The 208-nt window shown below is 67.3% G+C and carries 1 pseudogene; it reads left to right on the top strand.

What is annotated here, in order from left to right:
* A pseudogene (locus ACM5QX_RS29735) lies at positions 1 to 208 on the top strand (two-component sensor histidine kinase); the annotation flags it as partial.

Here is a 208-nt window from a genome sequence, read left to right as displayed (position 1 = left end):
CTGATCAACACCGGCATCAGCGTGGTCGCCATCGGCGTCACCGCCTATCTGGGCCTGAAGCTGAAGGGAGCCGAAGCCCAGATACACGAGGCCCGCGAACGCATCACCCGCATCGCCCGTCTGACGACGCTGGGCCAGTTGACCGCCTCCATCGCCCATGAGGTCAGCCAACCCCTGGCCGCTATCGCAGCCAGCGCCGGAGCCGGAC

It is taken from the genome of Anabaena sp. CCY 9910 (assembly GCF_963920875.1).
GTDB classification, from domain to species: Bacteria; Cyanobacteriota; Cyanobacteriia; order Cyanobacteriales; family Nostocaceae; genus Trichormus; species Trichormus variabilis.
The sequence above is the reverse complement of the archived record's forward strand: the minus strand, read 5'-3'. Positions and strand labels throughout refer to the sequence as shown.